28 protein-coding genes are annotated in these 26,253 nt (G+C 73.1%); 14 read left to right on the top strand and 14 right to left on the bottom strand.

Annotated features, from left to right (window positions below):
* Nucleotides 1-125 precede the first annotated feature (125 nt).
* On the top strand, nt 126-797 hold the full coding sequence (locus tag FYW99_RS23430; protein ID WP_150254192.1) for a lysophospholipid acyltransferase family protein: 672 nt from the start codon (nt 126-128) through the stop codon (nt 795-797).
* Nucleotides 798-846: 49 nt separating this feature from the next.
* On the top strand, nt 847-1,341 hold the full coding sequence (locus tag FYW99_RS23425; RefSeq protein WP_150254191.1) for a metallophosphoesterase family protein: 495 nt from the start codon (nt 847-849) through the stop codon (nt 1,339-1,341).
* Nucleotides 1,342-1,438: 97 nt separating this feature from the next.
* On the opposite strand, the gene FYW99_RS23420 is transcribed toward FYW99_RS23425, so the two are convergent.
* Nucleotides 1,439-2,488, bottom strand: coding sequence for a sodium:calcium antiporter (locus FYW99_RS23420; RefSeq protein ID WP_150254190.1), 1,050 nt, complete (start codon nt 2,486-2,488; stop codon nt 1,439-1,441).
* Nucleotides 2,489-2,731: 243 nt separating this feature from the next.
* Between FYW99_RS23420 and FYW99_RS23415 the strand changes: the two genes are divergently transcribed.
* From FYW99_RS23415 to FYW99_RS23400, 3 genes are all read left to right on the top strand, one after another.
* A complete protein-coding gene (locus FYW99_RS23415) occupies nt 2,732-3,637 on the top strand; it encodes a manganese catalase (RefSeq protein ID WP_150254189.1) in 906 nt (301 codons plus the stop codon).
* 163 nt (nt 3,638-3,800) lie between these two features.
* Entirely contained in the window at nt 3,801-4,571 is a 771-nt protein-coding gene (locus tag FYW99_RS23410) for a YqjF family protein (RefSeq protein WP_190394770.1), read from the top strand.
* Between the two features lie 524 nt (nt 4,572-5,095).
* The gene (locus FYW99_RS23400; RefSeq protein WP_150254187.1) at nt 5,096-6,292 is read left to right on the top strand and encodes a cation:proton antiporter domain-containing protein; all 1,197 of its coding nucleotides are present in this window, start codon (nt 5,096-5,098) and stop codon (nt 6,290-6,292) included.
* 202 nt (nt 6,293-6,494) lie between these two features.
* Here FYW99_RS23400 and FYW99_RS23395 read toward each other — a convergent pair whose 3' ends face one another.
* From FYW99_RS23395 to FYW99_RS23380, 4 genes are all read right to left on the bottom strand, one after another.
* Nucleotides 6,495-7,145 carry a class II aldolase/adducin family protein gene (locus FYW99_RS23395; RefSeq protein WP_150254186.1) on the bottom strand — a complete coding sequence of 217 codons (651 nt, stop codon included), beginning with the start codon at nt 7,143-7,145 and terminating at the stop codon, nt 6,495-6,497.
* Nucleotides 7,142-8,392: a 3-oxo-tetronate kinase gene (gene otnK / locus FYW99_RS23390; RefSeq protein WP_150254185.1), complete on the bottom strand. Its 1,251-nt coding sequence runs from the start codon at nt 8,390-8,392 to the stop codon at nt 7,142-7,144. Before otnK ends, FYW99_RS23395 begins: the two co-directional genes overlap by 4 nt.
* Before the next feature lie 112 nt (nt 8,393-8,504).
* On the bottom strand, nt 8,505-9,887 hold the full coding sequence (locus FYW99_RS23385; RefSeq protein WP_150254184.1) for a GntP family permease: 1,383 nt from the start codon (nt 9,885-9,887) through the stop codon (nt 8,505-8,507).
* 18 nt (nt 9,888-9,905) lie between these two features.
* Nucleotides 9,906-11,276: a homoserine dehydrogenase gene (locus FYW99_RS23380; protein ID WP_150254183.1), complete on the bottom strand. Its 1,371-nt coding sequence runs from the start codon at nt 11,274-11,276 to the stop codon at nt 9,906-9,908.
* Nucleotides 11,277-11,441: 165 nt separating this feature from the next.
* Here FYW99_RS23380 and FYW99_RS23375 point away from each other — a divergent pair, with 165 nt between their 5' ends.
* The 3 genes from FYW99_RS23375 (at nt 11,442) to FYW99_RS23365 (ending at nt 14,405) form a co-directional block, all read left to right on the top strand.
* Nucleotides 11,442-12,275 carry a DeoR/GlpR family DNA-binding transcription regulator gene (locus FYW99_RS23375; protein ID WP_150254182.1) on the top strand — a complete coding sequence of 278 codons (834 nt, stop codon included), beginning with the start codon at nt 11,442-11,444 and terminating at the stop codon, nt 12,273-12,275.
* Between the two features lie 274 nt (nt 12,276-12,549).
* Entirely contained in the window at nt 12,550-13,287 is a 738-nt protein-coding gene (locus tag FYW99_RS23370) for a sugar phosphate isomerase/epimerase family protein (RefSeq protein WP_223839430.1), read from the top strand.
* The gene (locus tag FYW99_RS23365) at nt 13,284-14,405 is read left to right on the top strand and encodes a Gfo/Idh/MocA family protein (protein WP_150254181.1); all 1,122 of its coding nucleotides are present in this window, start codon (nt 13,284-13,286) and stop codon (nt 14,403-14,405) included. Before FYW99_RS23370 ends, FYW99_RS23365 begins: the two co-directional genes overlap by 4 nt.
* Before the next feature lie 58 nt (nt 14,406-14,463).
* Here the strand turns inward: FYW99_RS23365 and FYW99_RS23360 are convergent, their stop codons facing one another.
* Nucleotides 14,464-15,120 carry a TetR/AcrR family transcriptional regulator gene (locus FYW99_RS23360; RefSeq protein WP_150254180.1) on the bottom strand — a complete coding sequence of 219 codons (657 nt, stop codon included), beginning with the start codon at nt 15,118-15,120 and terminating at the stop codon, nt 14,464-14,466.
* 148 nt (nt 15,121-15,268) lie between these two features.
* Nucleotides 15,269-15,802, bottom strand: a complete 534-nt coding sequence (locus FYW99_RS23355) for a hypothetical protein (protein ID WP_150254179.1) — start codon at nt 15,800-15,802, stop codon at nt 15,269-15,271.
* Between the two features lie 264 nt (nt 15,803-16,066).
* On the opposite strand from FYW99_RS23355, the gene FYW99_RS31905 reads away from it, so the two are divergent.
* Nucleotides 16,067-16,420, top strand: coding sequence for a carboxypeptidase-like regulatory domain-containing protein (locus FYW99_RS31905; protein WP_190394769.1), 354 nt, complete (start codon nt 16,067-16,069; stop codon nt 16,418-16,420).
* A 57-nt stretch (nt 16,421-16,477) separates the two neighbouring features.
* Here FYW99_RS31905 and FYW99_RS23345 read toward each other — a convergent pair whose 3' ends face one another.
* Complete coding sequence (locus tag FYW99_RS23345) at nt 16,478-17,290, bottom strand: alpha/beta fold hydrolase (RefSeq protein ID WP_150254177.1); 813 nt, start codon at nt 17,288-17,290, stop codon at nt 16,478-16,480.
* Nucleotides 17,291-17,651: 361 nt separating this feature from the next.
* On the opposite strand from FYW99_RS23345, the gene rpsR reads away from it, so the two are divergent.
* Nucleotides 17,652-17,909 (top strand): 30S ribosomal protein S18, encoded by a 258-nt coding sequence (gene rpsR, locus FYW99_RS23340; RefSeq protein WP_150254176.1) that lies wholly within the window; start codon nt 17,652-17,654, stop codon nt 17,907-17,909.
* Nucleotides 17,910-18,043: 134 nt separating this feature from the next.
* Here the strand turns inward: rpsR and FYW99_RS23335 are convergent, their stop codons facing one another.
* Complete coding sequence (locus FYW99_RS23335) at nt 18,044-18,292, bottom strand: threonine dehydratase (protein ID WP_223839428.1); 249 nt, start codon at nt 18,290-18,292, stop codon at nt 18,044-18,046.
* Between the two features lie 365 nt (nt 18,293-18,657).
* Here FYW99_RS23335 and FYW99_RS23330 point away from each other — a divergent pair, with 365 nt between their 5' ends.
* Nucleotides 18,658-19,398 (top strand): class I SAM-dependent methyltransferase, encoded by a 741-nt coding sequence (locus FYW99_RS23330; RefSeq protein WP_150254174.1) that lies wholly within the window; start codon nt 18,658-18,660, stop codon nt 19,396-19,398.
* Between the two features lie 91 nt (nt 19,399-19,489).
* On the opposite strand, the gene FYW99_RS23325 is transcribed toward FYW99_RS23330, so the two are convergent.
* Nucleotides 19,490-20,539: a LacI family DNA-binding transcriptional regulator gene (locus FYW99_RS23325; RefSeq protein WP_223839426.1), complete on the bottom strand. Its 1,050-nt coding sequence runs from the start codon at nt 20,537-20,539 to the stop codon at nt 19,490-19,492.
* Nucleotides 20,540-20,687: 148 nt separating this feature from the next.
* Between FYW99_RS23325 and FYW99_RS23320 the strand changes: the two genes are divergently transcribed.
* The 3 genes from FYW99_RS23320 to FYW99_RS23310 are packed head-to-tail and all read left to right on the top strand — an operon-like array spanning nt 20,688 to nt 23,877.
* The gene (locus FYW99_RS23320; protein ID WP_150254173.1) at nt 20,688-21,962 is read left to right on the top strand and encodes an ABC transporter substrate-binding protein; all 1,275 of its coding nucleotides are present in this window, start codon (nt 20,688-20,690) and stop codon (nt 21,960-21,962) included.
* Nucleotides 21,959-22,981 carry a carbohydrate ABC transporter permease gene (locus tag FYW99_RS23315; protein ID WP_150254172.1) on the top strand — a complete coding sequence of 341 codons (1,023 nt, stop codon included), beginning with the start codon at nt 21,959-21,961 and terminating at the stop codon, nt 22,979-22,981. Before FYW99_RS23320 ends, FYW99_RS23315 begins: the two co-directional genes overlap by 4 nt.
* Nucleotides 22,978-23,877, top strand: a complete 900-nt coding sequence (locus tag FYW99_RS23310) for a carbohydrate ABC transporter permease (protein ID WP_150254171.1) — start codon at nt 22,978-22,980, stop codon at nt 23,875-23,877. Before FYW99_RS23315 ends, FYW99_RS23310 begins: the two co-directional genes overlap by 4 nt.
* 258 nt (nt 23,878-24,135) lie before the next feature.
* Here FYW99_RS23310 and FYW99_RS23305 read toward each other — a convergent pair whose 3' ends face one another.
* Genes FYW99_RS23305 through FYW99_RS23290 form a run of 4 tightly spaced genes read right to left on the bottom strand, consistent with a single transcriptional unit; the run spans nt 24,136 to nt 26,200 of the window.
* A complete protein-coding gene (locus FYW99_RS23305) occupies nt 24,136-24,609 on the bottom strand; it encodes a gas vesicle protein K (RefSeq protein WP_150254170.1) in 474 nt (157 codons plus the stop codon).
* Between the two features lie 34 nt (nt 24,610-24,643).
* On the bottom strand, nt 24,644-24,958 hold the full coding sequence (locus FYW99_RS23300) for a gas vesicle protein (protein ID WP_150254169.1): 315 nt from the start codon (nt 24,956-24,958) through the stop codon (nt 24,644-24,646).
* Nucleotides 24,955-25,749, bottom strand: coding sequence for a GvpL/GvpF family gas vesicle protein (locus tag FYW99_RS23295; RefSeq protein WP_150254168.1), 795 nt, complete (start codon nt 25,747-25,749; stop codon nt 24,955-24,957). The genes FYW99_RS23300 and FYW99_RS23295 overlap by 4 nt, the downstream gene beginning before the upstream one ends.
* Complete coding sequence (locus tag FYW99_RS23290; RefSeq protein ID WP_150254167.1) at nt 25,736-26,200, bottom strand: gas vesicle protein; 465 nt, start codon at nt 26,198-26,200, stop codon at nt 25,736-25,738. The genes FYW99_RS23295 and FYW99_RS23290 overlap by 14 nt, the downstream gene beginning before the upstream one ends.
* Nucleotides 26,201-26,253 lie beyond the last annotated feature (53 nt).

Below are 26,253 nucleotides of genomic sequence, written 5' to 3'. Positions count from 1 at the left end.
CGGGCCTGGCCAGAGCCGCCATCGCGGTGTGGTGACCTAGGGCACTCTCTCCCCCCGACCCGTTGTTACCGACGGGTCGGCCTTACATTGGACTCCGGCATCCGACCATTCGTGAGGGAGAACACGTGTTCTACGGTGCGTTGCGGCAGACGGTATCGGTACTCACCCGTACCCTGTGCCGCCCGACCGTCGAGGGCCGTGAGAACATCCCCGAGGACGGAGCGGTCCTGCTGGCCAGCAACCACCTGTCCTTCATCGACAGCGTGATCATCCCGCTGTCGGTGACCCAGCGCCGGGTGCGGTTCCTGGCCAAGTCCGACTACTTCGAGGGGACGGGCGTCAAGGGCCGCGTGACCAGGACCGTGTTCTCCTCCCTGGGCGCCATGCCGGTGCAGCGCCGCGACGCGCGCGGGGCCATGCTGTCCCTGGAGATGATGCTGGACCGGCTGCGCGAGGGCGAGGCCTGCGTGATCTACCCCGAGGGCACCCGCTCGCGCGACGGGCGCCTGTACCGGGGCCGTACCGGCGTGGCCCTGCTGGCCATGGAGTCCAAGGCCCCGGTCGTGCCGGTGGCCCTGGCGGGAACCCAGGACGTGCAGCCGGTCGGCGCCTCCATGCCGCGCCCGCGCCCCTTCAGCATCCGCTTCGGCGAGCCGCTGGACTTCTCCACCGGCTACGACCACCTCGCCCCGGGCAAGGCGCGCCGGGAGATCACCGACCGGATCATGGACTCCATCCACGCGCTGTCGGGCCAGGAGCGGGCCAAGGGGTACAACTCCCTCGGCGCCGACGAGTGACCCGCGAGCGAAAGCGCGACCGGCGCCCGCGTCGCCTACGCTTGCGCGCATGCGCGTACTGATCGTGTCCGACACCCACATCCCGCGCCGCGCCCGCGACCTGCCCGAACAGGTGTGGCGCGAGGTCGACCGGGCCGACGCGGTGATCCACGCCGGGGACTGGTGCGACCCGGCCAGCCTGGAACGCCTCGACGCGCGGGCCGCACTCCTGGTCGGCGTCCACGGCAACAACGACGGCGCCGACCTGCGCGCGCGGCTGCCCGAGGTGGCCCGCGCCACGCTCGGCGGTGTGCGCTTCGCGGTCGTGCACGAGACCGGCGACGCGCGCGGGCGCGAGAAGCGCTGCCAGGAGCGCTTCACCGACTGCGACGTGCTGGTGTTCGGGCACTCGCACATCCCCTGGGACACCACGGCCCCCTCCGGTCTGCGCCTGCTCAACCCGGGTTCCCCCACCGACCGGCGGCGCCAGCCCCACCACACGTACATGACGGTGGTGGCGGAGGACGGGCGCCTGGGTGAGGTCCGGCTGCACCGGGTGGGCTGAGGGGGAACCCGCGGCCCGTGCGAAGGGGCGCCCGGTTCGGCTTGGGGAGCCGCCGTGCGGCGGCCCTCCCCCGGTCCGCGCCGAAGGGGCGCCCCGCTCAGAAGGCGAGCACCCCGAGGATCCCCACGTAGAGCACGATCAGCAGCACGCCCTCGAAGCCGATCCGGCCCCACCCCTTCGCCTGGCGGATGATGAGCCCGGCGAGCAGGACCACCGTCATCAGCAGCGCCCCGACGGTGAGGAAGAGCTCGTCGGCCGTGGCGGCGTGGTACAGCGAGCCCCCGCGGTAGAAGGCGTCGCCCACGGCCACGTTGAGCGCGTCCAGGCTGTTGCCGCCGATGACGGCGGACACCGCCAGGGTCATCGCGCCCCGCTGGACCGCGGCGACCGCCGCGACCGTCTCGGGGATGGCGTTCACCGCGCCCATGGCCACCGCGCCGACCAGCCCCGCGCTGAGCCCGGTGGCCTCCACGATCACGGCCGCCGACTCGGCGAGCGCCCACCCGCCCACGGCCACCACGGCGCCCACCACGAGGAAGCGCACCCACAGCGTGCCCGTGCCGACGCCGTCCTTGGCGGCGGCGGTGCCCGCCTCGGCGGGGACGTCCACCACGGTCTCCCGGGTACGCACGGCCCGCCACATCGGCTGCTCGTTCTCCTGCCTGATCAGCCAGAGGCCGCCCATGTAGAAGGCGACCATCCCGACCGAGGCGGGGTGCACCCCCAGGAGCGTCACGTCCGGGCCCAGGGCGGTGAGCACGACCACGGACAGCAGACCGATCAGCAGGCAGCAGAAGAGCAGGTTCGCCGAGGAGGCGGCGGCGTGCTCCAGGTTGGCGCGCCGGTAGAAGAAGTCGGCCACCGCCAGCGCCAGCGTCTGCGCGGCGATGCCCCCGACCGCGTTGCTGTAGGCCAGTCCGGGCTGGTCCCCGACCGCGCTGACCGCCGTCATCACGATCCCCGACAGCGACGTGGCCAGTCCGAAGAAGACCGCGCCGAAGACCGCCTCCCCCCAGCCGGTGCGGTCGGCCAGGACGTCGCCGAGCGAGGCCATCCGGACACTGGCCACCACGGTCACCGCGGCCACCAGGACGAAGACCGCGACGCTCCATCCCAGCGGCCAGGGAGGGGATAACGCCTCCAGCATGCCCACCTCTTTCCTCTCCCGTTGCTTCCGGATCGGCATCTACCCCTTCCCCCTACGGCAAACCGGACGTACCCGGGCGAGCGGCCGCCGGGGAGGGGCGTCGGGTGAGCGGCCGCGAACGGCAGGCGGCGGTACACGGAAAGGCCAACTCTCGCCCAATCACCGTTACCGGACGCCCGCCCCGGGTAGCTGGAGTCGGCAGCACGCAGTGAGACGGCCGCATTTCCCAGTGACGAGGTGAACATGTTCCGGCACACCAAACACCTTCAGTTCGAGGCCAGGCCCGAGGCCCCCGACGCGCTCTACGCAGCCAAGCTCCAGGAGCTCATCGGCGGTGCCTACGGCGAGATGACCGTCACCATGCAGTACCTGTTCCAGGGATGGAACTGCCGCGTCGAGGGCAAGTACAAGGACCTGATCATGGACGTGGCCACCGAGGAGATCGGCCACGTCGAGATGCTCGCCACGATGGTGGCACGCCTGCTGGAGGGCGCCCCGGCCACCACCGTGGCCAAGGCCGTCAAGGACCCGGCCGTGGCCGCGGTCGTGGGCGGAATGAACCCGCAGCAGGCCATCGTCTCCGGTGGCGGCGCCGTACCGGCCGACTCCGGCGGCACCCCCTGGAACGGCAAGTACATCGTGGCCAGCGGCAACCTGCTGGCCGACTTCCGCGCCAACGCCGCGGCCGAGGCCCAGGGCAGGCTCCAGACCGCGCGCCTGTACAACATGACCGACGACCCCGGAGTCAAGGCCATGCTCCAGTTCAACCTGGCCCGCGACACCGTCCACCAGAACATGTGGCTGGCCGCGATCGAGGAACTCCAGGAGGACGGCATGGAGGGCGAGATCGCTCCCAACGCGCTCTTCGACGAGGAGAACCAGGAGCACGCCAACACGATCTGGGGCCTGTCGGACGGCACGGCGGCCGCCAACGGCGGCTGGTCGCACCGACCCGCGCCCGACGGCCGCCACGAGCTGCGCTACCTCGACCAGCCCCAGCCGCTCGGCGGCCCGGCCTCCGCGCCGCCCCCGGACCCCGCGCTGTACGGGACCGACGGCGGCCCCAGCGGTGAGGGTTCGGTCAAGGGCCCGTCCAAGGCCACCAAGGGCGAGGGCTTCGTGGACAGGCTCAAGGACACCCTGGAGTGACCGGAACCGGCACCCCCGTCCGCCCGTCCCGCTCCGCGCGGGGCGGGCGGACGCGTGTCGGCGGGATCCCGGCGGGGAGGGGCGTGTCCCGGCACGGACGACGCGGGCGTAGGCTCGCCCCGGACACGGGCGCCGTCCGCGTCCCGGCAGAGCGGGAGGTCCGGTGCGGGAACAACCGACGCGCGCGGACCGGCGACCGCTGCCGCCCCTGGACCCGCCTCCCCTGCCCGGGCCTGTTCCGCTGTACCAGGGCTGGCACGACGTCCTCTTCGCGCACTGGGCCGTCCCTCCCGAGCGCGTGGCGCCGCTGCTGCCCGAGCGCACCCGGCCCGACGTGCTGGACGGGACCACCTACGTCGGGCTCGTGGCCTTCCGCGTTCCCTTCACCACGGCCGCCGGGGTTCCCGTGGGCGGGTTCGGCGAGGTCAACGTGCGCCTGTACTCGGTGGACGGGTACGGCCGCCGGGGCGTGGTCTTCCTGTCCATGGACGCCAGTTCCGCGCACAGCGTCCTGGCCGCCAGGGCCCTGACGGGCGTGCCGTACATGTGGTCGGACGTGTCCCTGCGCGCGGGGAGCGGCGGCGTGCGCGCGGGCGCGGTGCGCCGCCGCCTGCCTCTGGGCGGGGCCCGGGGGCGGTGGCGGGCGGCCGTGGGCGGGCGGGTGGAGCGTGAGACCCCGCTGGAGCGGTTCGTGACCGCTCGCTGGGGCCTGCACACCCGCCGTGCGGGGCGCACGTGGTGGATCCGGGTGGCCCACCCGCGCTGGCCGCTGTTTCGCGCGCACTCCTGGGCCTACGATGGCGACCTGCTCCGGGCCGCGGGTGTGCGCGTCGACGACCCGGAGCCGGTGTCGGTGCTGTGGTCGCCCGGCGTGGACACCGGCGTGTGCCCCTCGCTGCTGCCCGCCCCCTGGTCGGAGCCGCCCCTCCCGTAGCGTTCGCGCCTGCCGGAAGGCGGAGGCCACCGTCGTCGCTACCGGGACGGCCGGAAACGCTGCCGACGTGCCGGGAGGGGTCCGGCCCTCGGTGGTCTCGTACTTACAGCGGGACTCGACGGCTCGCTGCCAGGTGGTTGTCACGGCAAGGAAGTCGTCCAGAGCCTCAAGCCGGGGTGGCCCGGCTCCCCCTGCGACCACTCACGAAAGTCCGTGCTGGACCGAGGAAGGTACTGGCGCAGCAACCCGTTGGTGTTCTCGTTCGAACCGCGCTGCCAGGACGGGCGCGAGGCGGGTGCGAGGGTCCCGGCGCCGCCGAGGTGCGGGCCCCTCGGAGAGGCGGAGCACGCTGAGGACGTCCACGGCGCCGGCCCCGGAGGAGATCCCCCGTCGCGCGGAACCGGTCTCCGACTCCCCGGTCCGGATACGGCGCGAAGGCGCACGCGGCCGCTACCCTGCTCCGGCGGAGGTGTCGACGCACCGCCTCCGCGACAGGAACGGACACGAGGTGACGAAGGAGGTCCATGGACCCGCTCCCCCTGGCGTACGCGGCCATCGGCACGCTCAGCGTGCTCCTCGCACTGTTCAGCGACCGCTTCCGGGAACTGCCCCTGAGCGAGCCGCTCCTCGCCCTGCTGCTCGGCGTGGCCCTGGGCCCCCACGCGCTCGGCCTGCTGACGCTGTCCGCCGAGACGCGGGACACCCTCCTCCTGGAGGGGACCCGCGTCCTGCTGGCGGCCTCGGTCATGACGGCCGCGCTGCGGTTCCCGGTGTCCTCGCTGCGCGGGCTGGTGGCCCCGCTGGCGCTGCTGCTGTGCGTCGCCATGCCGGTCGCGGCGGCCGTGACCGGCGCCGCGGCGCTGTTGCTCGGCCTTCCCCTGGCCCTGGCGGCGCTGGTGGGCGCCTGCCTGTGCCCCACCGACCCGGTGCTCGCCGCGTCGGTGGTGACCGGGAAGCCCGCCCAGCGCGACCTGTCCGAACGCCTGCGCAGGCTCCTCACCGGGGAGAGCGGGGCCAACGACGGGCTCGCCCTGGCCCTGGTCGGGGTCGCGGTGGCCGCCGTACTGCCCTCCGCCGGTCCCGTCGACGTGGCGGGACGCCTGGCGTGGGAGATCCTGGGCTCCGTGGTCCTGGGCGTGGTCGTGGGAGCGGCCGCGGGAAAGGCGATGGAGGCGGCCACCCGCCACCGGGAGCTGGAGGAGGGGCCCGCGCTCGTCTTCACACTGCTGCTCGCCGTCGCCGTGCTCGGGGTGGCCCGGCTGATCGGGGTGGGCGGTGTGCTCGCCGTCTTCGTCGCGGGGCTGGCCTACAACCGGACGGTGCGCAGGGGGGAGCGCGGCCCGCAGCAGAACATCGACGAGGCGGTCAACCGCTACCTGGCCCTGCCCGTGTTCGTCCTGCTGGGCGCGGTCCTGCCGTGGCGGGAGTGGGTCGGCTTCGGACCGGCCGCGCTCGCCTTCGTGCTGGCCGTCCTGCTGTTGCGCCGTCCGCCCGTGCTGATGGTCCTGACGCGGCCCCTCGGGTTGCGGCCGCGCGACGCGGCCTTCGCCGGGTGGTTCGGCCCGATGGGCGTCAGCGCGCTCTTCTACGCGGCGCACTCGGTCCACGAGGGCGTGCACGACCCGCGCCTGTTCGCCGCCGTCGCGCTGGCCGTCACGGCCAGCGTGGTCGCGCACGGTGTCACCGCCTCGCCCCTGCGCCGGTTGTACGCCCGCCGTTAGCACCGCGAGGACCCGCCGTCGCCGCACCCTCCCGGGAGGCGATCGGCGCGGGCCCGGCCCGGGCTCGGACCGCAAGCCGCCGGAGACCCCGCAGCGGCCCCGTCCATGGCGAGGAGCCGTACCGCACCGTGGACGCCGCCCCGCCCCGTCGTCGCGGACGGGGCGGGGCGGGGCGGGCGGAAAGGTCACCCCCGAGGCGGGGTCACAGGTCCCAGTCGGTGCCGTAGCGCCCGGTCAGCTCGCGCACGTCCTCGGGCGAGAGCACCGAGAACTCACTCCCCCGTAGGGACACGACGATGCGCGAGGCCTCCTCCAGTTCGATGGCGCCGTCCAGGGCGGCCGCCGGGCCCGCGGCGGCCACGATCGAACCGTGGTTGGCGAGCAGCGCGGCGCGGAACCGTCCGGGCAGGGAGGAGAGGTTGTCGGCGAGCCGGTCGCTGCCCGGCGCCGCGTAGGGCACCAGGGGCGCCTGGCCGACCCGCATGACCAGGTAGGGCGTGACGGGCGGCAGCGCGGACGCCTCCGACCAGGCGGGCAGGCACGAGGCCGCGCAGGCGTGGGGCGAGTGCAGGTGGACGACGGCGCCCGCGTCCCCGACCCGCCGGTACATCGCCAGGTGGAGCGGGAACTCCTTGGAGGGCGGCGGACCGGCGACGTGCTCCCCCGCCTCGTCCAGGACGGACAGGTCCTCGGGGTCGAGGTCGCGCAGGGAGACCCCCGTGGGGCTCATCAGCGTCAACCCCCCGGCCCGTGCGGACACGTTGCCCGAGGCCCCCGGGCTGAGCCCCAGGTCGACGGCGCGGCGTCCGACCGCGCACAGCTCCCGGGCGGCCTCGCGCGCTTCGCGGTTCACTTGTCCCCCTCCCAGGCGCGGACGAACAGGTCCTCGCGGCCGAAGTTGCCGGACTTGAGCATCAGTTGGATGTCCTCACCGTTCCTGTGTCCGAGCGTCCACGCGACGCCCGGGTCGATCTCGGGCCCCAGCGCGAGCGAGGCCACGCCCAGGCGCCGCACGACGGCTCCGCTCGTCTCCCCGCCCGCCACCAGGAGCGCGCGCACTCCCGCGGTGACCAGGCGCGCGGCGATCTCGGCCAGCGCCTCCTCGATGAGCGGCGCGTCGGCGGTGTCCACGACGTGTTCGGGCGCGGCGGTCGCGTACACCACGAACGGGGACGCACCGCCCTCCAGGGCGCGGTCCACGGCCCGTGCCACCGTCGCCCCGAAGTCCCCGCGCAGGTCCGCCGGGAGCAGGTGGTGTCCCCCGCCCTGGGCGAGGGCGTGGCGCACCTGGCCCTGGGTCGCCCGCGAGGCGCTGCCCGAGAGCACGACGCGCGGCCCCGGGGGCGGGGTGAGCGGAAGGTGGCCGGTCCCGTGGGGGCCGGGAAGCCCCTGGGCGAGGGCGCTGCCGCCGGTCAGCAGGCGCAGGTCCCGCGTCGCGTCGGCGAGCGTGCGCAGGTCGGCGTCGGTCAGGGCGTCGACGACCACGAACCGGGCCCCCTCGGCACCGGCCCGCGCGATGGCGTCGCGCACCGCGTCGGCCCCCTGGGCCACCACCGGCCAGGGCACCAGCGCGACGTCATCCTCCCCGCCGCTGACCTGGGGGGCGAGCAGGCGCGGGAGGCTGGAGTCGGTCATGGGCGTGAGCGGGTGGTGGCGCATCGGGGACTCGTCGAGGGGGTCGTCTCCCACGAAGAGGTGCCCGCGGTAGACGGTGCGCCCGTTGGCGGGGAAGGCGGGTGCGACGACCGTGACGTCCTCGCCGAGGGCGTCGAGCACCGCCTCCGCGACCGGGCCGATGTTGCCGTCCGGGGTGGAGTCGAAGGTCGAGCAGTACTTGAGGTAGAACCGCTCGCACCCCGCGCTCCGCAGCCGGTCGAGGGCGTCCAGCGAGGCCGCGACCGCCGCGTCGGCGGGCGTGGTGCGCGACTTCAGGGCCACCACGACGGCGTCGGCCCCGTCCGCCGCGGCGGCGACGGGGTCGGCCCCGCCGGAGGGCCGCGAGTCCAGGACGACCGTGGTCCGGTGGCCGGACGCGGTGAGGGCGATCGCGACGTCGGTCGCTCCGGTGAGGTCGTCGGCGATCACGCCGAGGGTCGCCATGTGAGGTACTCCCTGTGGTCGGGGCGGGTCGGTCGGGCGGAGGGGTTCCGGCGCACCGTGCGGCCCGGTGGCCGGGTGAGCCGGAACTCCCCCGTGGGTCGGGCGGGCCGAGTCAGACGACACCGGTCGCGATCATGACGTTGAGCACGAGGAACCCGGTGACGCCCGAGATGAGCGAGGCGACGCCGATCGACCGGATGCCCTGGCCCACCGTCATGTTGGACAGCGTCGTGGTGACCCAGAACCCGGACGAGTTGGCGTGCTTCATGATCTGGGCGCCGGTGGCGCAGGCCAGGTACACCACGATCGGCGCCAGGCCGAGTTCGGACACCAGGGGCTGCATGATGGCCGCCGAGGTCATGACGCCCAGGATGTTGGAGCCGGTGATCGTGCACACCGCTGCGGCGACGAGGAAGGGGATGATGACCGGCGACAGGCCGGTGCTCTCGATGCCCGAGGCGACGCTCTCGGCCACGCCGGTCTCCCGGATGATGGTGGCCAGCGCCCCTCCGACACCGGTGAGGGCGATGGGCATCGCGGCGATGCGCAGGCCCGCCTCGAACAGGTCGTTGAGGGTGGACTTGTCGTGCCAGCGGCCGCGGAACAGCGGCAGGGCCAGGAGGCAGGCGAGGAAGAGCGCCACCGTCGGCTCGCCGACGAACAGGACGGCCTCGGTGATCCAGGCCCCCTCGGGGAGCGCCGGACCGGCCAGGGAGGCGAAGACGATGAGGGCGATGGGGGCCAGGATCGGCACCAGGGAGCCGAACAGGCCCACCGTGGCCGGGGCCTCGGTACCGGTGGCGGAGTCGCTGCCGCCGGAGGGGCCGGTGGCGGATCCGCCGGAGCCCGCGGCCAGGTGTTCGACGAACTCGGGCTTGGGCGGCACGTGCGTCCTGGTCCGCGACAGGTAGACCGTCGCGGCGACGACGCCGGGGACGCCCACCATGAGGCCGTAGAGGATGGCCTCGCCGGTGCTGACGCCGAGCAGGGAAGCGGAGGCGAGCGGGCCGGGACCGGGCGGGACGACCGAGGTCATGACGTAGGCGCCGAGGTAGAGGATCGGCCCCAGCTTCATCATCGAGATACCCGTGCGGTAGGCCAGGGCGGAGACGATCGGGATGAGCATGACGACCGCGGTGTCGGCGATGAGGGGGATGCCCAGGACGGTCGAGGCGAGGGCGATGGCCCAGGGCACCTTGTTCTGGGAGAACATCTTCAGCGCGGTCTCGGTGATCTTCAGGGCCGCGCCGCTCAGTTCGAGCATCTTGCCGAGCACACAGCCGAAGATGATCAGCAGCCCCACACTGGCGAGGGTGTTGCCGAAGCCCGTCGTGACGAGTTCGATGGTCCCCGTACCGCCCATGCCCAGGACGAGACCGAGGGCCACGACCACGATGAACAGCGTGGCCACGGGGTGAACCTTGAAACGGGCGATGAGCAGTACGAGTACCGCGATGGCGGCGAGGAACGCCAACAGGGTGTAGATGTCCGGCATGTCAGTGGGTCCGATCGTTCACAGGTGCGTGCGGGCGTGGCGCCAGGCGTCCAGGAGGACGTCGCTGGGGTCGGCCAGGTCGTCGAGGCGCACCAGTGCGCCCGCCGCGACGTCGCGGCCCAGGGTGGTGTGGGCCGCCAGGTACAGCGGTGCGACGTCGCCGGGGGCGTCGGCGGTGTCCAGCAGGACGGGGGCCACTCCGCGGACGTCGTGGTGGTGCCCGCCCATGTCCAGGGTGGTCCCGGCGGGGAGGTCGCGCAGGGCCCGGCCGGCCAGGACCGCGTGCGGGGCCGGGGGCCGCGAGGTCACCGCGCGGCGGTGGTCGACTGCGTCCAGCAGGCTCAGCGGGGTCTCCACGCCCATGAGGTGGTAGGGCAGGTACAGGCAGGCGTAGCGGCCCGAGCGCGAGACCACGTGGCCCTTCTGTGCGAGCAGTGCCCAGGAAACGGGGTCGCCGGTGCGGACGACGGCGAAGACCCCTCCGGCGAAGGAGGCCTCCTCGGGGAGGCGGAGCACGCTGAAGACGTCCACGGCGCCGGGCCGGGAGAGGATCCCCCCGTCCTCGGCGAGGGAGTAGACGTCGGCGAGCTCGGCGACCCGCGCGACGGGGTAGTGCAGCGCCTCGGTGTCGGGCACCAGGCCCGTGTGGTTGGCGACGACCCCCATCTCGCAGTAGTCGGCGGCGGCCGAGCGCGACAGGCCCGCCACTGCGCGGGCGCGGGCGGCGAGCGTGGCGGGCACGTCCTCGCCCAGGGTCAGCAGGCGGGCCAGGTCGGGGGCGTCGGTCTCCTGGTCGAGCTGGCGCACGCGGCCCGTGGCCGGGTCGAAGACCAGGTCGTACTCGCCCGACTTGCCGATGGCGACGACGTCCAGGCCCAGCAGCCGGGTCCGCTCGTACCACTCGATGAGGTTGGCGGGCTGGTCGCCGATCCCGGGGGTGTAGACCACGCCCCGCTCGCGGGCGAGGTCGGCCAGCGCGATCCCGGAGACGGAGTCGACCTCCTTGGAGACCATGACCACGTGGCGTCCGGCCGCGATGGCGGTCCGCGCGGCCCGGGTACCCGCCTCGGGGCTGCCGGTGGCCTCCACGAGCACGTCGTAGTCGGCGTGTTCGAGCAGGCGTGCGTCGTCGATCACCGCGATCCGCCCGTCGGCCAGCGCGGCCACCTCGTCCGCGGTGGAGCACACCGTCAGCGCGTCGGCGGGGTAGCCGAGCTCGGCGCACAGCGCGATCGTCCCCTCCGTGTCCAGGTCGCACAGGACCGAGGGCCGCAGCCGCTCGATCCGGGGCGTCTGGGCGAGCAGGGTGCGCGCGAATCCGCCGCGCGCTCCGGTGAGCGCGTAGCGCACGGGCGGTGGCGGCGCCGTGGTGACGTCGGTGGCTTGCATGAGTTCTCCTTCTCCGGCCTCGCGGGGGGCACGTGTGCGCCGGGCCGCTACGGCAACGCGCCATGTTTAACACCAGCTGAACATGGGAGTCAACAATTATCACGACTGGTACCATTTGGGAACACTCGTTACCATGGTGCCCATGAGCGCAACCGAGGGAGAACGATGATTCCGGCGCAACGGCGCGAACTGCTCGTGCGGGAGTTGCGTGGCACGGGCGTGCTGAGCGTGAAGGAGCTGTGCGAGATCCTCGACGTCTCGCACATGACGGTGCGCCGCGACATCATGACGCTGGAGGAGGAGGGACGGGTCCGCTCGGTGCCCGGCGGCGTCGAGCTGGTCTCGCAGGTGCGATCGGAGCCCTCCTACCGCGACAAGTCGCGGGTGGACGTGGCCGAGAAGCGGGCGATGGCCCGCGCGGCAGCGGCCCTGGTCGGCGAGGGGCAGACCGTCTACCTGGACGCGGGCACGACGCTGGGGCACCTGGTGCCGTCGCTGTGGAGCGTCACCGGCCTCACCGTCATCACCAACGACATCACCACCGCCGCCTCCCTCACCGACCACCCCGACGTGACGCTGTTCCTCATCGGCGGGCAGATCGACCGCGAGAACCGTTCCTCGGTCGGCGACATCGCGGCCGCCACCATCGAGGAGTTCAACATCGACGTCGCCTTCGTCTCGACGAGCTCGTGGGACCTGAGCCGGGGCACCACCACGCCCTCGCGCGCGAAGGTGGCGGTCAAGCGCGCGGCCATGGCGGCGGCCTCGACGTCGGTGCTGGTCGCCGGGGCCGACAAGTACGGGGCCTTCGGCACGTTCAAGGTCGCCGCGCTCACGAGCTTCGCCTCGGTGATCACCGACGACCGCCTCGCCGAGTCGTCCGTGCGCGCGATCCGCGAACTCGGCGTGGGCCTGGAGGTCGTGGCGCCCCAGCGGGAGGCCGACGAGGACGCCTCGACGACCGGCTCCGACGAGGAGCCCGAGGCGCCCACCGTCTGACCCGCGCCCCGGGGAGGTCCCCGGAAGCCGGGTGCGCGTGCGCGCAGCCGGGACGGCCCCCGCCGCCCGGCCCTTCGGCATGTCCTCCGGCCCCCCACGGGGCCGCACCCGCCGCGCCCCGTGCCGCTCGGGCACCGGAACCGTGTCCCCGAAAAAAGCCCTGGACAAAAATCTTCCAATGTAAGAATCTGGGTGCGCGGCCCCGCCCCGCACCCTCGGGGGCGTGCCGCGATGTGAGCGACAGGGCGATGCCCGAGCGAACGAAGGAGCCCCCGTGCCGACAACATCCGTGCAGCTGTACTCGGTCCGTGACGAACTCGCCGACGGCCTGGAGAACGCCGTGGCACGCCTGGCCGAGATCGGCTTCGCCCACGTGGAGCCGTACGCGTTCCACCTGGACACCGAGGAGTACCGGCGCGTGTTCGCCGCGACGGGCGTCACCGCGCCCTCCGGCCACGCCCCCGTGATCGACGCGCAGACCCCCGAGGAGATCTTCGACGCGGCCGCCGAACTGGGCATCACGACGGTCATCGACCCGCTGGTCCCGGCCGAGCGGTGGCAGACCGCCGACCAGGTGGCCGAACTGGCCGAGCGCGTGAACCGGCTGGCGGAACTGGCCGCCGAGCGGGGTCTGGAGTTCGGCTACCACAACCACGCCTGGGAGCTGAGCACCCGCATCGGCGACAGGCACGCGCTGGAAGTGTTCGTGGAGCACCTGGAGCCGCGGGTCGTGCTGGAGGTGGACACCTACTGGGCGGGGGTCGGCGGCGCCGACGCCGCCGCGCTGCTGCGGGCCTTCGGCGACCGGGTGCGGCTGATCCACGTCAAGGACGGCACCCTGGACGGCGACGTGACACGGCAGCGGCCCGCGGGTGAGGGCGAGGTCGACGTCCGCGCGGTCCTGGAGGCCGCGCCGGGGGCGATCCGCGTGGTCGAGTTCGACGCCTACGCGGGCGACGTGTTCGACGGCATCGCGCGGTCGCTGGCCTGGCTCGGGGAGAACGACCGATGACGCGCACCGGGGCCGCCGGGGTCGGCGTCATCGGCGCGGGCAACATCTCGACCCAGTACCTGGAGAACCTGACGCGGTTCCCCGACGTCGAGGTCCGCTTCGTCGCGGACCTGGACCTGGCGCGCGCCGCCGCGCAGGCCGACGCGTACGGCGTCCCGGCCTCCGGGACCGTGGCGGAGCTGCTGGCGCGCGAGGACGTCGAGGTGGTGGTCAACCTGACCGTCCCGGCCGTGCACACCGAGGTCGGGCACCGGATCCTCGACGCGGGCAAGCACGTGTGGAGCGAGAAGCCCCTCGCCCTGGACCACGACGCGGCCGCCGCGCTGCTGGCCAGGGCCGGGGAGGCGGGCCTGCGGGTCGCCTGCGCGCCGGACACGGTGCTGGGGGCGGGGACGCAGACCGCGCTGCGCGCGATCGCCCGCGGCGACATCGGGGAGCCGCTGACCGCGACCACGATGTTCCACGTGCCCGGGCCCGAGTCCTGGCACCCGGACCCGGACTTCCTCTTCGCCCACGGAGCGGGGCCCCTGTTCGACATGGGCCCGTACTACGTCACCGCGCTCGTGCACGTCTTCGGCGCCGCGACCCGGGTGCAGGCGGTGGCCTCCACCGGCCGCGCGACCCGCACGATCGCGAGCGGCCCCCGCGCGGGCCAGGTGTTCGAGGTACAGGTGCCGACGCACCACGCCGCGCTGGTCGAGTTCGGCCCGGGCCGCTCCGCCCAGTCCACGTTCTCGTTCCAGCACGCGCTGCCCCGGGCGGGGATGGTGGAGGTCAACGGCACCGAGGGCACGATCGTCCTGCCCGACCCGAACACGTTCGGCGGGGACACCACCCTGTGGCGGTACGACCGGGAGGAGCCGGTCACCATCGCCCCCGAGGGGCCCGTGTACGGGCGCGGGGCCGGTGTCGTCGACCTGGTCCGCGCGCTACGCGCGGGCGGGACCGAACGCGCCTCGGGGGCCGTGGCCTCGCACGTGCTCGACGTGCTGCTGGGCATCCGCGACGCCGCGGCCGGCGGAACGCCCGTGGAGATCACCTCCGCCGTGGCGCCGGTGGCCCCGCTCCCGGCGGGGTGGGACCCGGCCAGCCCGACCCTCCAGTCGGCACGGGCCTGACATGGAGAGCCCCGGGCGCCGTCACCGCACGCGAGCGGTGACGGCGCCCGGGGCGCGTTCACGTGGCCTGGGCCGACGCCCCGCCACCGGGCCCGCCGCTCTCGGTCCCGGCGCCCTCTCCCCCGCCGGGCAGCAGCCGTTCCAGGACCTGGAGCGCGCGGTAGACGTCCACCTCCTGCGGATCGAGCAGCCACTGCAACTGCAACCCGTCGGAGGCGGCGATCACCAGGGCCGCCGCGTCGTCGGGGTCGATGTCGGCCGCGATCTCCCCGGAGCGCTGACCGGCGCGGACGCGCTCGGCGAGGTCGGCGCGCAGTGCCCGGAACCGGGCCCGGACGAACTCCCGCGTCACGGGGTGCCGCTGCTCCTGCAACGCGTCCGTCGTCAGCGTCGCGTACAGCTCGACCAGACCGGGGATCGAGCGGTTGCGCTCCGCGCTGCGCTCCATCACCGCGACCGCCGAGACGGCGTCCGGATCCGACGGCTCGCACCCGACCGCCTCGTGCTCCCGGTACACCTCCACCAGGAGCTCGTCGCGGGAGGCGAAGTAGTAGCGCAGCGCCGCGTGGGACACCCCGATGGCCTCGCCGATCGCCCGTAGCGACGCACCCACGCCGTGCTCGGCGAACACCTCGATCGCGCGCGACAGGATCTGCGACCGCCGCTTCTCGGCCTTCCGGTACGTCCGGCCGGGAATACCCGCACCACCGTTCACCACGCCCTCCTTCGACCCGGACCGCACGGTCGGCCGCCGCTCACACGCGGCGGGACCGATGCGGCTCTCTCCCTCGTGGACGCCTACCAGTGTGTCCGCATCGGCGCCGTGGCTCGTCCGTGTCCGGGGCCGGTCGGGATCCCCCCGTTCACCGGAGGGCGGAGGCCAGTCCCAGGATCAGCAGCAGGGGCGCGATCAGCGCCACGGCGCGGACGACGGCTCCCGGGGCGGAGGAGAAGGCGACCGCCAGGCAGGCCCGGTGGACGAGGTAGCCGAACAGGCCGACGAACAGGGAGGTGGCGATGATGAAGGCGTCGGGGCCCTCGGTGAGGATCAGGGACGCGGGGAGGCAGGCGTAGAGCAGGGCCGCGACCGCGGAGGGGGCGGCCTTCGTGGCACGGAGCGTCGGAGCCCCGCGCGCGGACGCACGCCTGTGCTCGCACGCGCACCTGCGCTCGGACTCGTGTCTGCGGCCGGAGGCACGCCTGCGCTCCAGGAGGAAGGCGATCAACCCGGGAAGCGTGGTGACCGTGAGAAGGACGGCGTAGGCCGCCGTGAACATGGTGAGGACGGATCCGGGGGTGACGCCGTCCGCGAGCGAGAAGGGCATCAGGAGGATCAGGAAGGCATGGATCCCGCCGCCGGAGGCGATCCTGGACACCGCTTCGGCAACGGTCTCCACGCGTACGGCCCTCGGATCCGGGGGCCTCGGCGCGCTGCGGATGGTGTACGACAGTGGACGCGCGTTCTCGGGGGGTTTCGACCGCGGAGCCATACCGACATCCCACCACGCCGGAATCCGCCGTCGCTCCCGGCCCCCTCCCTCCTGAGGGCCCGAGGCCCCGTGGCAGGGTGGGATGAACGCTCCGGGCCTACGGCCCGACGATCCTTGGTGGTGAGGCGAGTGGCGCGGGTGACAGATGGTGCGCGACGTCTCGCGGTCGCCTTGCCAGCGGTCCTCCTCGGCATCTCCTGCGCCGCCCCCTGGACCGTGGTCAGCGACGAGGACCCGCCTACGGGCACCGGGGAATCCCGGTTCTCGACCGTCACGGGAACGGTCCTCGACTCCTCCGGGCAACCGGTGGAAGGGGTCTTCATCCGGTGGTCCTCCAACGAGGACCCCGTCGTGGCCTCGCACGAGATGGGGGTGTCCACCGTCGCCGACGGAAGCTACCGGGTCTCCCTGCTCCCGGGGAGCTGGGATCTCCACGGGGTGGGGGACGACGGCGCGCGGACCGGGACGGAGACCGTCGTTCTCGGTGAGGACGACGTGACCGTCGACCTGCGCTTCACCCGGTAGGCCGCTCCCACCGAAGCTTGTGCGGTCGGGCCCCGCCCCGTGTCGGTCCAGCTCGGGTCAGAAGCCCTCGACGCGGGCGAGGAAGCGCAGCAGCCCGGCGTTGAAGGCGCCCGGCCGCTCCATGTTCACGGCGTGCCCGGCCTCGCGCACCACGGCCGCACCGGCGCGCGGGTTGGGCTTGGCCGCGGCCGCGGCGTGCTCGGCGGGCCACAGCTCGCTCTCGGCCCCGGCCACGAACAGGGCGGACACGTCGAGTCCGGCGACCGCGTCGCGCCAGTCGCGCCGGGCGTGGTCGCCCAGCAGCTCCAGCTCCGCGGGGGTGAGTTCGCGGTCGGTGCCGCGCATCGCGCGCAGCGTCCTGACCAGCCGCACGCCGCGCCGCCACAGGGGCGTGCCGTGCCCGGTGGCGGGGATGCCGTCGGCGAAGTAGGTGTCGGCGTTGCCCTCGTCGTAGCCGTAGAAACCGTACGGCCAGTCCTCGGTGTTGAGCATCTTCGGCGTCTGGTCCACCGACACCGCGCCCGCCAGGCGGCCGGTGCCGTGCGCGGAGGTGTACGCCCAGACGGTGTTGGCGCCCATGGAGCCGCCGACGAGCACGGCGCCCGCCAGGTCCAGGTGCTCCAGGAGGGCGTGGACGCAGTCGCCGCGCCGGTCCATGGTCATACCCGGGGGCAGCGGCCCCGCTGCGCCGTGGCCGGGCAGGTCCACGGTGAACACCCGGTATCCGGCGTCCGTGAGCGCGGGGACCTGGTGGCACCAGGAGGTCGCGGGGGCCTTGAAACCGGCCAGGAGTACGACCGGGCGCCCCCGGACGTCACCGTGTTCGGTGTACTCGATGCCAAGCCCGTCGTCCGTGGTGACCACCGTCATCGCCCCTCCCCACATCCGGGGCCATCCTCGCACACGCCCTCAGAGAGCGGCGCCGGGGGCTCCGGGGCCTGGGAGGACGCGCGCTCCCCCTGCCCGGCGGAGGTCGGGGCACACGTCTGCCCCTGACCGTGTAAGCTTTCGGAAACGATAATCGTTTTCAGTTTCCGCGAGGGGCGGGGAGAGGAGGGCGCATGCGCGTGGCACCGGCACGCACCGTCCGCCGCGTGGCCCGGGACGGCGTCGGGCCGCGGCTGAGCGCCGAAGTCCCGGAGTCGCTGCCGGGCTCCCGCCCGGTCCCGGACGAGGAAACACAACAGGAATTCAGCACCGATCCCTTCGCGGACTTCTCAGAAAGGTGAACATGTCCCCTTCAGCACACCGCCCGGGAAAGCGCAAGCCCACGCGGAGTTTCGCCAATCCGCTGGGGGAAATGGACTACATCGACTACAAGGACACCACTCTCCTGCGCAAGTTCATCTCCGAGAAGGGGAAGATCCGTAGCCGCAGGGTCACGCGGGTGACCGCACGCCAACAGCGGCTGATCGCGGCGGCGGTCAAGAACGCGCGCGAGATGGCCCTGCTGCCCTACCCGTCCAACACTCCGGCGAACAGGCCCTGAGGGCCCGGCGACCGGTCCGGAGGAGAAGGACCGCCCGCGGCGTCCACGGAGCCCGGGGGCCGCGCCCGGGAATCCGTGGACGGCCCCGCCCGAGGGGGCGCCCGGCCGGTGCGCGCCTCCGGGGCCGGGCGCGGTCAGGAGTGGCCGGGAGCGTGTTCGTCCCAGTGTCCGTCGTGCTCGCGGTGCAGGTGACCGTCATGGACGTAGTCCACGTGGTCCTCGTGCGGAACGGACACGTGTCCGCACCCGTGACCGTGCTCGTGCGCGTGCCCCTCGTGAACGGTGTGGCCCTGCGCGGAGCACTCGTCCCAGTGTCCGTCGTGCTCGCGGTGCAGGTGACCGTCATGGACGTAGTCCACGTGGCCCTGGTGCGGAACGGACACGTGTCCGCACCCGTGACCGTGCTCGTGCGCGTGCCCCTCGTGAACAGGATGCTGTGCGGCCATCTCTCCCCCTCGGAAACGATCAGACGACAAAACGCGAGCACACCCAGGACTATTCGACCACCGGTTGCATATCAAGCGCCGCCGGGGCGGGGTACGGAGAATTTATCCGCCCCCCACCGGAATTTCACACCGGAGCCCCGGGGGATGATTGCGGTTTTCATTTCATCGACCACCGCGGCAGAACCGCGCCCATTCCACTGAGAACGGCGACAGGGACCGTTTCGCCATGGCGGGCGGCCCCCTTCCCCGTGCGGGGCCGCGACGCACCCGCACCCGCACCCGCACCCGCGAGGAGACACGCGATGCCTGAGCACGACGACCCCTACGCCCGTTCCGGGCAGTACCTGGACCTGATGATCGCCGGATGGTGGGAACACCACCGGTCGATCCTCTCCGAGGCGCTGGCCTCCCTGCCCGAGGACTCCGGCCCCGTCGTGGACGCCGGCGCGGGCGGCGGCCACGGAACCCGCCTCATCGCCGCGGCCCTGCCCCAAGCCCGCGTCCTGGCCGTCGAACCCTCCCCCCTGCTGAGGACGGTGCTGCTCTCCCGGATCGCCGACGACCCCGGCCTGCGCGAGAGGGTGACCGTGGACGGCGACGACCTGCTCTCAGCGAACCTGCCCGACCGGATCGGCGGCATGGTGATGGCCAACCTCGTCGGCCACTTCAGCCCCCACGAGCGCGACCGCCTGTGGGAGGACCTGGCCCCGCGACTGGCTCCGGGAGCCTTCGTCCTGCTCAACCTCGCCGCCCCGCTGGAACCCGAGCGGGTGGAGCGGGCGCGGATGAGCGAGGTCCGCGTCGGCGACCGCTCCTACCTCGGCTGGGCCGCCGCCGAACCCAGCGGCCCCGAACAGGTCGAGTGGCACATGACCTACGAGGTCCACGAGCAGGACCGGGTCCTGGCCCGCGACGAGGTCCACTACGCCTGGTGGACCCTCACCGAGGACGCGCTGCGCGCCGAGACCGCACCCCACCGCCTGCGGGTCCTGCCCCACGGCCCCGCCGAGGCCGGACTGTACAAGCTCCTCCCGGAGGGATGACGTGCACGGCCAGCACGCCCGCCACCGCGCGGGCTGACGGGAACCGCCGCGGGACCGACACGGGGACCGCGGCCTCCGTCGGCCTCCCGCCTCAGGAGGCGGAGGGCGGAGCGCTGCTGCGCCTGACCACCAGGTCGGTGGCCAGGTCCAGGCGCAGGTTGGCGGGGGTGCCGCCGCGCGCCAGGGTGAGCGCCATCCGGGTCGCCTCCTCGGCCATCTCGGTGAGCGGCTGGCGCACGGTGGTCAGCGGCGGCCCCATCCAGCGGGCCACCGGCAGGTCGTCGTAGCCGACCACGCTCAGGTCCTCGGGGATGCGCACGCCCAGCTCGCGGGCGGCCTCGTACAGGCCCATGGCCTGGAGGTCGTTGCCCGCGAAGACGGCCGTGGGCGGGTCGTCCAGCCGGAGCAGTTCCCGGCCCCGGTCGCGCCCGCTCTCGACGTGGAAGTCGCCGTAGCGGACGAGCGCCGGGTCGGGCGTCAGCCCTGCGGAGTCCAGCGCGGAGGCGTAGCCGTCGATGCGGGCCTTGCTGCACAGCACGTGCCGGGGCCCGCCGATGACGCCGATACGCCGGTGGCCGAGTTCGATGAGGTGGCGGGTGGCGACCAGGCCGCCGTTCCAGTTGGCCGAGCCCACCGAGGGCATGTCCGGGCCCGGGTCTCCCGCCGGGTCGACCACGACGAAGGGGATGCCGCGCGCGGTCAGACGGGTGCGCTGTTCGGGCGCCAGGTCGGAGAAGACCAGGATCACGGCGGTGGACTGGCGGGCGAGCACGGCGTCGACCCAGTCGTCGCGGGGGGTCTGGGCGCCTCCGGACTCGGTCAGCACGACGCTGAGGCCCTCCGAGCGCGCCACGCTCTCCACGCCCCGGATGACCTCGACCGCCCAGGCGCTGTCGAGTTCGTGGAAGACCAGGTCGACCATGGAGGAACGGCCTCCGCCCGGGCCCCGGCGTCGCCGGTAGCCGTGGCGGCGGATCAGCTCCTCCACGCGTGCACGGGTCTCGCTGGCCACGTCGGCGCGTCCGTTCAGCACCTTCGAGACCGTCGGTACCGATACGCCTGCGGCTTCCGCAATTTTCGAGATGGTGACCGGCTCCGAAAGGGTGGTCCGGGCGGAGTCGGGGGTCGGGTCTGCGCTCACGACGCCTGATCCTACGCGGTCATGGCAACTCCGCGCGGCTCCAGGTGACCCAGCTCTCATCCTCCTATTGACGCTCGGGGTGACGCCGCGTACATTCGGGCGCAAATATTTCGAAATACTGACCGATAGTTTCGAAAGAGGAGAGGCCATGAGAACCCCCCGCCTGGGCTCCGCCGCCGGAGCGACGGCGCTCTGCCTGCTCGCCGTCACCGCCTGTTCCGGTGGCGGCGGCGGAGACGACCGCATGCACGTGTGGATGTACCAGGACACCCTGGTCGTGGTGCAGGAGGGCGCCGTCGAAAGGTTCAACGAGGCCTCCGAGACCGAGGCGGTCATCGACGAGGTCCCCGGCGACAGCTACGAGGAGCGTCTGCGCACCGCGATGGGCTCCAGTGAGAAGCCCGACGTGTTCTTCAACTGGGGCGGCGGCAGCATCGAGCCCTACGTCGAACAGGACATGCTCGTGCCCCTGGACGACATGCTCGCCGAGAACCCCGAGCTCGCCGACTCCTTCATCCCCTCCATCCTGGAGGCGGGCCAGGTCGGCGGTGTGCAGTACGGCATCCCCCTGCGCGGCACCCAGCCGGTCATCCTCTTCTACAACGAGACGGTGTTCGAGGATGCCGGGGCGGAGCCCCCCGAGACCTGGGAGGACATCCTGGACCTGGTCGACACCTTCACCGAGGAGGGCGTCACCCCCTTCGCCCTGGCCGGGGCCGACCCCTGGACCGAGCAGATGTGGCTCCAGTACCTCGTGGACCGCATCGGCGGACCGGAGGTGTTCGCGCGCATCGTCGAGGGCGACTCCGAGGGCTGGCGCGACCCCGCCGTGCTGGAGGCCGCCCAGATGGTCCAGGAACTGGTGGACCAGGGCGCGTTCGGCGACTCCTACGCCTCGGTGAGCTACACCGAGGGCGCGGCCTCCGCGCTGCTGTCCGAGGGCCGGGCCGCCATGCACCTGATGGGCTCGTGGGAGTACTCCACCATCCTGGACCAGAACGAGGAGTTCGCGACGAACGACCTGGGATACGTGGCCTTCCCGCCGATCGAGGGCGGGGAGGGCGACCCCGCCAACGTGGTCGGCAACCCGACCAACTACTTCTCGGTGTCCGCCGAGACCGAGTACACGGACCAGGCCATGGAGTTCCTGACGTACATGTCGGAGGAGGAGTACGTGGCCGACATGGTGGAGAACGGCGAGGTGCCCACCACCACCAACGCCGAGGAGGCCGTGGCCGACAGCCCCAGCCCGGACTTCGCCACCTTCCAGTACGAGATGGTGCGCGACGCGCCGCACTTCCAGCTCTCGTGGGACCAGGCGCTGCCCCCGGAGGTGGCCACGCCGATGGTCACCGAGATCGAGTCGCTGTTCAACGGCGAGAGCACGCCCGAGCAGTTCGTCGACGCGCTGGCGGCCCTGTGACCGGCCGCACCGACAGCCAGGCGACCGGTGGCACCATGACCGGCAACCCGGCGTCCGGGGGCGCCGGGGCGGGCGGCTCCGCCCCCCGGGGCCCCCGGCCCGGCCTCCCGCGCGGCGGAGCCGCCGCGCGGGGCGCCGCCCCCCGCACGGGGCGGCCCGGCCCGGTGTGGGCGGTGCCCGGCCTGCTGTACTTCGGGGTCTTCGCCGCCCTGCCGATGGTGCTGGTGGCCTACCTGTCCCTGACCTCCTGGGGCGGGCTGGGCTCGCCCCGCTTCATCGGCCTGGAGAACTGGTCGCGCCTGGTGGGCGACCCGCTGATGCGCAACGCCGTGTGGCTGAGCGTGCTGCTGACCGCCCTGTCCTGGCTCGTCCAGACCCCCATCAGCCTGCTGCTGGGAGTCTGGGCCGCCGGTCGGCAGCGCAACCGCGCGGTGCTCTCCGCGGTCTTCTTCCTGCCGCTGCTGCTGTCCTCCGCGGCGATCGCGCTCGTCTGGCGGGCCCTGCTGGACCCCAACTTCGGCCCGCTGGCCTGGCTGGGGCCCCGCCTGGGCCTGTCGTCGGTGGACGTGCTGGGCGGCCCCGACAGCGCGTTCCTGGTGATCGTGTTCGTCAGCGCCTGGCAGTTCATCCCGCTGCACATGCTGCTCTACCAGGGCGGCGCCCGGCAGATCCCGGCGACGCTGTACCAGGCCGCCGAGATCGACGGGGCGGGAAAGCTGCGGGCGTTCTGGTACATCACGCTGCCCCAGCTCAGGCACACCGTCACCACCTCGTCGGTGCTGATGATCGTGGGCGCGCTGACCTACTTCGACACCGTGCTCATCATGACCGGGGGCGGGCCCGGCACCAACACCACCATCGTCCCGTACCTGATGTACCAGGCCGGTTTCCAGAGCTGGGAGCTGGGCTACGCCAGCGCCGTCGCGTTCACCCTGGTGGTGACGGCGACGCTGATCGCCCTGCTCCTCGTCCGCTTCACCGGTTTCGGCGACATGCGCAGCACCAGGGAGGGCATGTGACCATCCGTCTCGCCGAGAGGCCCGCCTCCCGGCAGCTCCCGAACGGCGGCCGCCCCGCCCTCCTGCGGCGGCGGCCGGGCCGCCGGCGCCCCAACGTCCTGGCCGGGCTGGGCGCCCTGGTGTGGCTGGCCGTCGTGGGGGTGCCGCTGTACGCGCTGCTCGTGGCCACGGTGCAGCGCTCCGAGAACTACACCTCCGAGGGGCCGCTCACCCCGCCCACGGACCCGACCCTGGGCAACTACGTGAAGGCGATCGAGAACGGGGTGCTCGGCTTCGTGCTCAACACCGCGATCGTCACCGTCGCGGTGGTGGCGATCGTGCTGGTGCTCGCCTCCATGACCGGGTTCGCCGTGGTGCGCTCGCGCACCCGGTGGACCACGGGGGTGTTCCGGATGTTCCTGGTGGGCCTGGCGATCCCGTCCCAGGCGGTGATCATCCCGGTGTACCTGATCATCATCGAACTGGGGCTGTACGACACCCTGACCGCCATCGTGCTGCCCACGGCGGCGTTCGCGCTGCCGGTGTGCGTGCTGATCCTGGTGGGGTCGATGCGCGACATCTCCGAGGAGCTGTACGAGGCCATGGCCCTGGACGGCGCGGGCCCGGTGCGCACCTTCCTCCAGCTGGTGGTGCCCATGTCGCGGTCGGGGCTGAGCACCATCGGCGTGTACGCCGCGCTCCAGGCCTGGAACGGATTCCTGTTCCCGCTGATCCTCACCCAGTCGGCGGACAACCGGCTGATCACCATGGGCCTGTTCGAGTTCCAGGGCGAGTACCGCGTGGACGTGCCCGGCATGCTGGCCGCGGTCGTGCTGGCCACCCTGCCCCTCTTCCTCGTGTACCTCTTCGCGCGCCGCTCCCTGGTGCGCGGCATGATGGGGGTCGGCGGAAAGTAGCCCCGGGCCACTCCACTCCCGCCCGGCGGCCGCGGCCGCGCGAGGCCCCGCCGCTCCCTCTCCCACCCCGGTGCCCGCCCTCTGTCAGGTTCTCCCCCTGAGGCGGGCACCGGGCGTGTGCGGCCGCCCTCTCCTGACCGGAGGCGGTGCGCACCGGGTTTCGGCGGCTCCTCCACGCGTACCCGGCCGGTGCGCACGACGGACGCTTTCCGCCCGGCTCCGGCGGATCCCCGCGCGCTGTCCCCCTACTCCGTCCCCCTACTCCCCGTTCCTGGGCAGCAGGGACCCCAGCGGGCCCAGGTCCAGGTTGAGGTCGGCGGCGGAGAGGCCGTAGCGCTCGCGCAGCTCGGTCATGCGCTCCTCCAGCAGCATCAGCGTCATGCCGATGCGCTCCTCCTGGTCCTCGGTGAGGTCCCCCTGGTCCACGCGCCGCAGAGCCTGGCGCTCCATGAGCTGGCGCACCAGCTCCACCACGGTGAGCACCAGTTTGATCAGGTCGCGCTCGACCGTGTCGGGTTCGGTCTCGATCCGGTGGCGCAGCCGCTGCCTCTCGGACTCCGGAGCCCCTTCGCCGGTCCGCTCCGGGTCAGCCGTCTCGTCCAGGGCGTCCTGGAGCCGTCCCAGGATGTCGTTCCCCTCCCCCGGAACCGTGTCGGCGTCGGCGACCCGCACGGGTGCCCGCCCCTCGGGGCCCTCCGCCCGCCGGAGCGGGTTCCCGTTCACCTCTGGCATACCGTCTCCTTCCCCCTCCCTCCGGGACCGGTCCTCACTCCTGCCGGATCCATCCGCTCAGGGGGTGACCGTGCTCCCAGGGCGAGGGCACGTTCTCGTTGATCGACGACACCAGGGCGTGCAGGGAGACCCGGACCAGGTCCACGTCGGCGATGGAGACGGTCAGGTCCCCCGAGACCACCACCCCCTTGGCCAGGACCCGGTCGAGCAGGTCGACCAGGGAGATCTCCCGGTTGGCCAGGGGGTGGTCCTCGTCCAGCATCGTGGTCAGGGAGTGGGCCTGACCGGGGAAGCCGCCGGTGCCGGGCGGGCCGTCCCCGGCGGGGCCGGATCCGTTCGCCGTGCTCACGTGCCCGCCTCCGCCGCTCGCGGGGAGGCGAAGGAGTAGGGGGCCCACGGTCCGGAGGCCTCGATCCTGGTGCCCTCCGGCGCCTGGGAGTTCAGCCCGTCCACCGCCGCGAGGAACTCCGCCACCCGCTCCTCGTCCACGAGGTAGGCGTTGTTCATGACGTTCTCGCCGGGGGCCTCGGACAGCGCGGCGTTCTGCGTCTGGTGCTGGGCGCGCGCCCGGGCCATCGCGCCCAGGACCTCATCGGCCCGCTCGCACAGCGCGGACGCCCGCTGCCAGGTGTCGTCGCGGCGGTCGCGCTGCTCCCTGCGCCTGCGCAGGTAGGCCTTGCCGGGGCTCTCGTCGGCGGGGGCTTCCCTCTCGGGCGGCGCGGCGGCGCGGACGCCCGCCTCGGCGTAGACCTTCACCCCGACCTCGACCCGGTCCACGAGTTCGTCCAGGGTCTCCGAGAAGGCCCGCGCGTTGTCCCGCAGGACCTGGCGGACCCGTGCGTCCCCTCGGTAGACGGTGGCCAGCCGCAGCGGCAGGGCCACGGACCGCAGGGCCACCGCGTCCACGACGCCGTGGTGGGCCCGGGCCACCTCCTCCAGCCAGCGCAGGTCCTCCAGCTTGGCGTGGAGCGCCTGCTCGTCGAACTCGTCCAGGGGGACGGTGCTGACCGCGGCGGCCAGGTCGCCCTCGACGACGAGGTGGACGGGATGGCCGCCCACGCCCCTCAGGCCCTCGGTGGTCGCCAGGCCGAAGGGGCGGCACACCGCGTAGACGTAGCTGGCCTGCTCAGGCCGTTCCATGGTCCCCCTCCTCCCGGGTCCGCCCGGGCGTGTGCCGGGCGCCGGAGCCCTCCGCGGCCGGGGCCTCGGACCCCTCCTCGGCGGTGGGCCGGGCATCGGCCGCGGTGACCTCCGCCGTGCGGTGCTCCTCCAGGGCCTCGATGCGCTCGCGCAGGCGCCTGTTCTCCTCGGCCAGCTCGTCGTCCTCGCGCCGCGACGCGCGGGAGGACAGGGCGGGGTCGTGCTCCCACCAGTCGATGCCCATCTCCTTGGCCTTGTCCACCGAGGCGACGAGCAGCCGGAGCTTGACCGTGAGGAGTTCGATGTCCAGCAGGTTGATCTTGATGTCGCCCGCGATCACGACGCCCTTGTCGAGAACGCGTTCGAGTACGTCGGCGAGGTTGGCGGAGGAGGATCCGCCGGAGGAGCGGATCTGCCTCGGCTCGCCCCGCCAGGGCGTGGGTTCACTCATGCGTACCAGTTCCCTCCCGGTCCCGCGGAGCCGTCACGGCCACGGGTCACGCG

This window comes from Nocardiopsis deserti (assembly GCF_008638355.1).
Taxonomy (GTDB): Bacteria; Actinomycetota; Actinomycetes; order Streptosporangiales; family Streptosporangiaceae; genus Nocardiopsis; species Nocardiopsis alborubida.
Note: the sequence above shows the minus strand (reverse complement) of the source record. Positions and strands in the feature narration are given on the sequence as shown.

Coding starts and splice junctions, on each gene's coding strand:
- FYW99_RS23295 (WP_150254168.1), bottom strand. CDS start 25,749: ATGGAACGGCCTGAGCAGGCCAGCTACGTCTACGCGGTGTGCCGCCCC.
- FYW99_RS23305 (WP_150254170.1), bottom strand. CDS start 24,609: ATGCCAGAGGTGAACGGGAACCCGCTCCGGCGGGCGGAGGGCCCCGAG.
- FYW99_RS23320 (WP_150254173.1), top strand. CDS start 20,688: ATGAGAACCCCCCGCCTGGGCTCCGCCGCCGGAGCGACGGCGCTCTGC.
- FYW99_RS23375 (WP_150254182.1), top strand. CDS start 11,442: ATGATTCCGGCGCAACGGCGCGAACTGCTCGTGCGGGAGTTGCGTGGC.
- otnK (WP_150254185.1), bottom strand. CDS start 8,392: ATGGCGACCCTCGGCGTGATCGCCGACGACCTCACCGGAGCGACCGAC.
- FYW99_RS23415 (WP_150254189.1), top strand. CDS start 2,732: ATGTTCCGGCACACCAAACACCTTCAGTTCGAGGCCAGGCCCGAGGCC.
- FYW99_RS23400 (WP_150254187.1), top strand. CDS start 5,096: ATGGACCCGCTCCCCCTGGCGTACGCGGCCATCGGCACGCTCAGCGTG.
- FYW99_RS23330 (WP_150254174.1), top strand. CDS start 18,658: ATGCCTGAGCACGACGACCCCTACGCCCGTTCCGGGCAGTACCTGGAC.
- FYW99_RS23365 (WP_150254181.1), top strand. CDS start 13,284: ATGACGCGCACCGGGGCCGCCGGGGTCGGCGTCATCGGCGCGGGCAAC.
- FYW99_RS23290 (WP_150254167.1), bottom strand. CDS start 26,200: ATGAGTGAACCCACGCCCTGGCGGGGCGAGCCGAGGCAGATCCGCTCC.
- FYW99_RS23425 (WP_150254191.1), top strand. CDS start 847: ATGCGCGTACTGATCGTGTCCGACACCCACATCCCGCGCCGCGCCCGC.
- FYW99_RS23380 (WP_150254183.1), bottom strand. CDS start 11,276: ATGCAAGCCACCGACGTCACCACGGCGCCGCCACCGCCCGTGCGCTAC.
- FYW99_RS23345 (WP_150254177.1), bottom strand. CDS start 17,290: ATGACGGTGGTCACCACGGACGACGGGCTTGGCATCGAGTACACCGAA.
- rpsR (WP_150254176.1), top strand. CDS start 17,652: ATGTCCCCTTCAGCACACCGCCCGGGAAAGCGCAAGCCCACGCGGAGT.
- FYW99_RS23420 (WP_150254190.1), bottom strand. CDS start 2,488: ATGCTGGAGGCGTTATCCCCTCCCTGGCCGCTGGGATGGAGCGTCGCG.
- FYW99_RS23385 (WP_150254184.1), bottom strand. CDS start 9,887: ATGCCGGACATCTACACCCTGTTGGCGTTCCTCGCCGCCATCGCGGTA.